Origin of the sequence: Streptomyces tanashiensis (genome assembly GCF_014648895.1) — a bacterium.
Classification (GTDB): domain Bacteria; phylum Actinomycetota; class Actinomycetes; order Streptomycetales; family Streptomycetaceae; genus Streptomyces; species Streptomyces tanashiensis.
The window spans coordinates 1-4,812 of record NZ_BMRZ01000044.1; the positions used below are offsets into that span (position 1 = coordinate 1).

Genomic DNA, 4,812 nt, shown 5'->3' on the forward strand with positions numbered 1-4,812 from the left:
CCCATCATCACCACCGACGCCCGCCACCGCGCCGACGCCAAGAGCGCGCTCATCACGCTCGTCGAGCACGCCCTCATGGCACGCCTGAAGTAGAAGAACGGGCGAGGGCGGTTGTCATATGCCTCTGCCGGGGGCGGTCTGTGTCCTTCGACACGACCGCCCTCGCGTTCATAACATTTCGACAGAGAATTGGGGCGCCCCGGACACCCGACGCATCCGATCGGTGTCACTGCGCTCACATGAGCCCCGCCATTTGGCGGGGCTCGCTCTTTATGCCCGTTTTATGTGAGGCCTGGACCACTGAAAGAGGTCGCTTCCCACTGTTTGGAACGGACCCCCTTCACGTGCTGCAATTCATGAACTCCCGAGTAGTACGGCCCTGAACGAAACACCGGCACAACGTAGGTGCCGACGCCGAGAGGTTGTTGGTCGAGTGAGGCGAAGCAACGAAGGCTCCGCGGAGCAGGAGACGCGGGGCAACTTCACGCCGCCGTCGCGTACAGCGATGTCACCCGCGGACGTGCCCGTGACGCCGCCCCCCACCGAGGCGCCCAAGGGGAGCTCCAGCAAGCTGTCGCCCCGCAACTGGCGGGTGCCCACCCGTCTGAACGCGATCCTCTGCATACCCGTGCTCGTCGGCCTCGTCATGGGCAGCTTCCAGGTCAAGGCGGCGATCGACACCTGGCAGGAGGCGCAGGACGCCGAGAAGACGGCGCTCATCGTGCGCGCCGCCTCGGAGTACAGCACCGCCCTGCTCAACGAGCGTGACCTCACCGCCGGCCCCCTGCTGATCGCGAAGAACCCCGAGGACCGCAAGGTCGACGAGGTCCAGCGGGCGTACGCCGCGACCGACGCCGCCAAGGCCAAGTTCGACGAGGCCGCCAAGAACCTGCCCTCGGGCCAGGGTCTCGAGCGCCGGCTCCGTCTGTTCAAGGACGAGGAGCCCAAGCTCGAAGCGCTCCGCAAGGCCGCGTACACCCGTTCCCTCGACCCGGTGAACACCCAGCTCGGGTACACCGGCGTCCAGCACTACCTCACCGAGTTCTCCAACGAGCTCGGCCTGGGCACCGGCAACATCACCAGCTACGGCCGCAGCGTCTACGCGATCCAGCTCTCGAAGGGCGCGGAGTCCCTCCAGCGCTCCATCGGCACCCAGCTGCTCGTCCGGCCCAGCCAGGACGAGGGCGTCTTCGCCCAGCAGTCCGTGGCGTTCAACTCGTACAACTACCTGGAGCAGATCGCCCTCGGCGAGTTCTCCTCCGGTGGTATGCCCGAGGACGTCGAGCTGCTCAAGAAGGTCATGGCCGGCAAGGCCGCCGAGGGCGAGAAGAAGATGTCCGCGGCCGGCGTCGAGCTGCCCAAGGGCAAGGACGGTTCCGTCTACTCCGGCCTGGCCTCCCAGATCGGTACCGCCAAGAGCCCCGAGGGCATCAAGGCCCTGAAGGCCAAGGCCATCACGCCCGAGACCTGGATGGCCGTCTCCACCGCCAAGTTCGACGGCTACAGCGAGGTCGAGAAGGCCCTCGTGGACAAGGCCGTGAACGAGGCCATCCGCGTCTCCGACGAGGCCAAGACGGACGCCTGGGTCAACGGCGGCATCGTCGTCGTCGCCCTGCTCGCCGCCTTCATCCTCGCCGGGATGATGGCCCGCCAGATGAGCCGCTCGATGCGCCAGCTGCGCACCGCGGCCTTCGGCATCGCCGAGCAGCGCCTGCCGATGCTCGTCGACCAGCTCTCCCGTACGGAGCCGGGCCGGGTCGACACCCGCGTCCAGCCCATCCCGATCGACTCGCAGGACGAGATCGGCGAGGTCGCCCGCGCCTTCGACCAGGTCCACCGCGAGGCCGTCCGGCTCGCCGCCGAGCAGGCCATGCTCCGCGGCAACGTCAACGCGATCTTCACCAACCTCTCGCGCCGCAACCAGTCGCTGATCGAGGGCCAGCTGACCCTCATCACCGACCTGGAGAACAACGAGGCCGACCCGGACCAGCTGGAGAACCTCTTCAAGCTGGACCACCTGGCCACCCGTATGCGCCGCAACGGCGAGAACCTCCTGGTCCTCGCCGGCGAGGAGCCGGGCCGCCGCTGGGACCAGCCGGTCCCGCTGGTCGACGTCATGCGCGCCGCCTCCTCCGAGGTGGAGCAGTACGAGCGCATCGAGCTGGCCGGCGTGCCGGACGCCGAGATCCACGGCCAGGCCGTGACCGACCTCGTGCACCTGCTCGCCGAGCTCCTGGAGAACGCCACCACGTTCTCCTCCCCGCAGACCAAGGTCCGCGTCACCGCGACCCGCCTCCCCGACGGCCGCGTGATGGTCGAGATCCACGACAAGGGCATCGGCCTCACCGCCGAGGACTTCGCGGACATCAACCACAAGCTGGCGAACCCGCCGACCGTGGACGCCGCCGTCTCGCAGCGCATGGGCCTCTTCGTGGTCGGCCGGCTCGCCGACCGGCACAACATCCGGGTCCAGCTCCGCCCCTCGGGCGAGCAGGCCGGCACGACCTCGCTGGTCATGCTGCCGGACGCGATCACGCACGGTGGCGGCGGCGAGCAGCCGCTCCAGGACGACTTCACCGTCTCGCAGATCATTCCGCAGCAGCAGCAGCAGAACGCCTTCGAGGCCGCCCCGCCGCAGCAGATGCTCACCGCGGCCGACCTCGGCTTCGACGACTCGCGCTACGAGCAGCCGGCCGAGGAGGAGCGTCAGCTCGACCCGGTCAACCGCTCGCTGCAGCGCGAGGGGCGGCGTGCCGCCCTGGAGGCCCAGGCGCAGGGCGGCGACCGTCCGCTCTTCCGCGACGAGGCGGAGCCGGCCGAGCAGTACGGCCAGGCCCAGGAGTACGACCAGGGCCAGGAGTACGGGCAGCAGCAGGCCCAGGAGTACCCGGCGGAGCAGTACGGGACGCAGGAGTACGGGCAGCCCCAGCAGGCGCAGGAGTACGGCCAGGAGTACGCGGCCGGCTACCCGCAGCAGGACGGCTACGGCTACGCGGAGCAGGGCTACGAGGCATACCCGCAGCAGGGCTATGCGGAAGCCTCGTACGAGACCCCGACAACCGAACACCAGCAGTACGGCAATGCGTTCGATCCCCAGCCTCACCAGGCACAGTGGCCGGATCAGAACACTTACCAGGGTGGCTACGGACAGGAATTCGGAGCGGAATCGGAATCTGCTCCGAGCGCTCCCGAACAGGCCCCCGACCGCGTAGGCTTCGACCGTCCGGGTCCGACCGCGAGTCCCGCCCCGGACGCCGGACACGCGCTGACCGACGCCGGTCTGCCGCGCCGCGGCAGCGTCGCCCCGCAGACGCAGCAGGTGCCGCAGCAGCCGAAGCCCGCGCAGCCGGTGCAGCAGCAGGACGAAGCCGACGGCTCCGACGCATGGCGCTCGACCAACGACGAGCGCTGGCAGCGGGCCGGCAAGCTCAAGGACCCCAAGGCGGGCGGGGTCACCTCGTCCGGTCTCCCCCGACGGGTCCCGAAGGCCAACCTGGTCGAGGGCACGGCTGAGCAGACCCCGCAGGGCGGCCCCCAGGTCTCCCGCGCACCCGAGGACGTACGGGGCAGGTTGAGCAACCTGCGCCGGGGCGTCCAGCAGGGGCGCAACGCGGGAACGGACACGAACGGATCGGGCCTCGGCCCGGGCAGTACCTACAACCAGGAGCGTTAGTGTGAGCATGAGCCAGGCGGCGCAGAATCTGAACTGGTTGATCACCAACTTCGTGGACAACACCCCCGGGGTGTCGCACACGGTGGTGGTCTCCGCCGACGGACTCCTGCTGGCGATGTCCGAGGGTTTCCCTCGTGACCGCGCCGACCAGCTGGCGGCCGTCGCCTCCGGACTGACCTCGCTGACCGCGGGCGCGTCCCGGATCTTCGAGGGTGGTGCGGTCAACCAGACCGTCGTGGAGATGGAGCGCGGCTTCCTCTTCATCATGTCGGTCTCGGACGGCTCCTCGCTGGCCGTCCTCGCCCACCCCGAGGCCGACATCGGTCTCGTGGGCTACGAGATGGCCCTGCTCGTGGACCGCGCGGGCACTGTTCTGACCCCCGACCTCCGGGCGGAACTTCAGGGAAGTCTGCTCAACTAACAGACGGACAGTGCGTTTCGTGCCACCGCACCGTAAGGTGCGGTGGCGCGGTTCAAGGGACATGGACCGCGAGGCAGTCGGAGGAGGAGACGTGGGTACACCCCCGGGCGCGAGCCCTTACAACGGTTATGACGCGCACCAGGCGCCATTGGGCGACGCCGCGCAGAACCGGTTCAACTTTCCCTCCGCCCCGAGCAGACAGGGCGTGTCGCAGCCCTACGCGCAGCCTCAGGTCCCGTCCGCCGCGGGTTCGCCGTCCGCCTCGCGCGGGCCGTCCGCCGCGGGCGGTTCCGGCGGGCACAACCCGCTGGTGCGTCCTTACGCGATGACCGGCGGCCGGACCCGGCCGCGTTACCAGCTCGCCATCGAGGCACTGGTCAGTACGACGGCCGATCCGGCCCGGCTGCAGGGGCAGTTGCCCGAGCACCAGCGGATCTGCCGGCTCTGCTTCGAGATCAAGTCGGTCGCGGAGATCTCGGCACTTCTCTCCATTCCCCTCGGCGTCGCCCGAATCCTCGTCGCCGACCTGGCCGAGGCCGGACTTGTCGCCATCCACCAGCCGGGCGGCGACGAGGCCGCCGGCGGTCAGCCAGACGTGACACTGCTCGAAAGGGTGCTCAGTGGACTTCGCAAGCTCTAGCGGCGGCGCGGCCCGTTCAACCACCAGCGCGAAGATCGTGGTGGCGGGCGGCTTCGGCGTGGGCAAGACCACGTTCGT

General features: G+C 69.3%; 3 protein-coding genes and 2 pseudogenes. All 5 read left to right on the forward strand.

The features are described 5' to 3' along the window. Nucleotides 1–93 (forward strand): annotated as a pseudogene (locus IE237_RS40290) (ATP-binding protein); the annotation flags it as partial. A 340-nt stretch (nt 94–433) separates the two neighbouring features. Continuing rightward, on the forward strand, nt 434–3,673 hold the full coding sequence (locus IE237_RS40295) for a sensor histidine kinase (RefSeq protein WP_189807195.1): 3,240 nt from the start codon (nt 434–436) through the stop codon (nt 3,671–3,673). A 7-nt stretch (nt 3,674–3,680) separates the two neighbouring features. Beyond that, nucleotides 3,681–4,094, forward strand: a complete 414-nt coding sequence (locus tag IE237_RS40300) for a roadblock/LC7 domain-containing protein (RefSeq protein WP_056644956.1) — start codon at nt 3,681–3,683, stop codon at nt 4,092–4,094. 91 nt (nt 4,095–4,185) lie between these two features. Next, the gene (locus IE237_RS40305; protein WP_189807196.1) at nt 4,186–4,734 is read left to right on the forward strand and encodes a DUF742 domain-containing protein; all 549 of its coding nucleotides are present in this window, start codon (nt 4,186–4,188) and stop codon (nt 4,732–4,734) included. Further along, nucleotides 4,715–4,812 (forward strand): annotated as a pseudogene (locus tag IE237_RS40310) (ATP/GTP-binding protein); the annotation flags it as partial. The gene IE237_RS40305 and the pseudogene IE237_RS40310, both read left to right, overlap by 20 nt.

What these genes read in the sequence shown, in the direction of transcription:
- IE237_RS40300 (WP_056644956.1), top strand. Translation starts at nt 3,681, where the DNA reads ATGAGCCAGGCGGCGCAGAATCTGAACTGGTTGATCACCAACTTCGTG.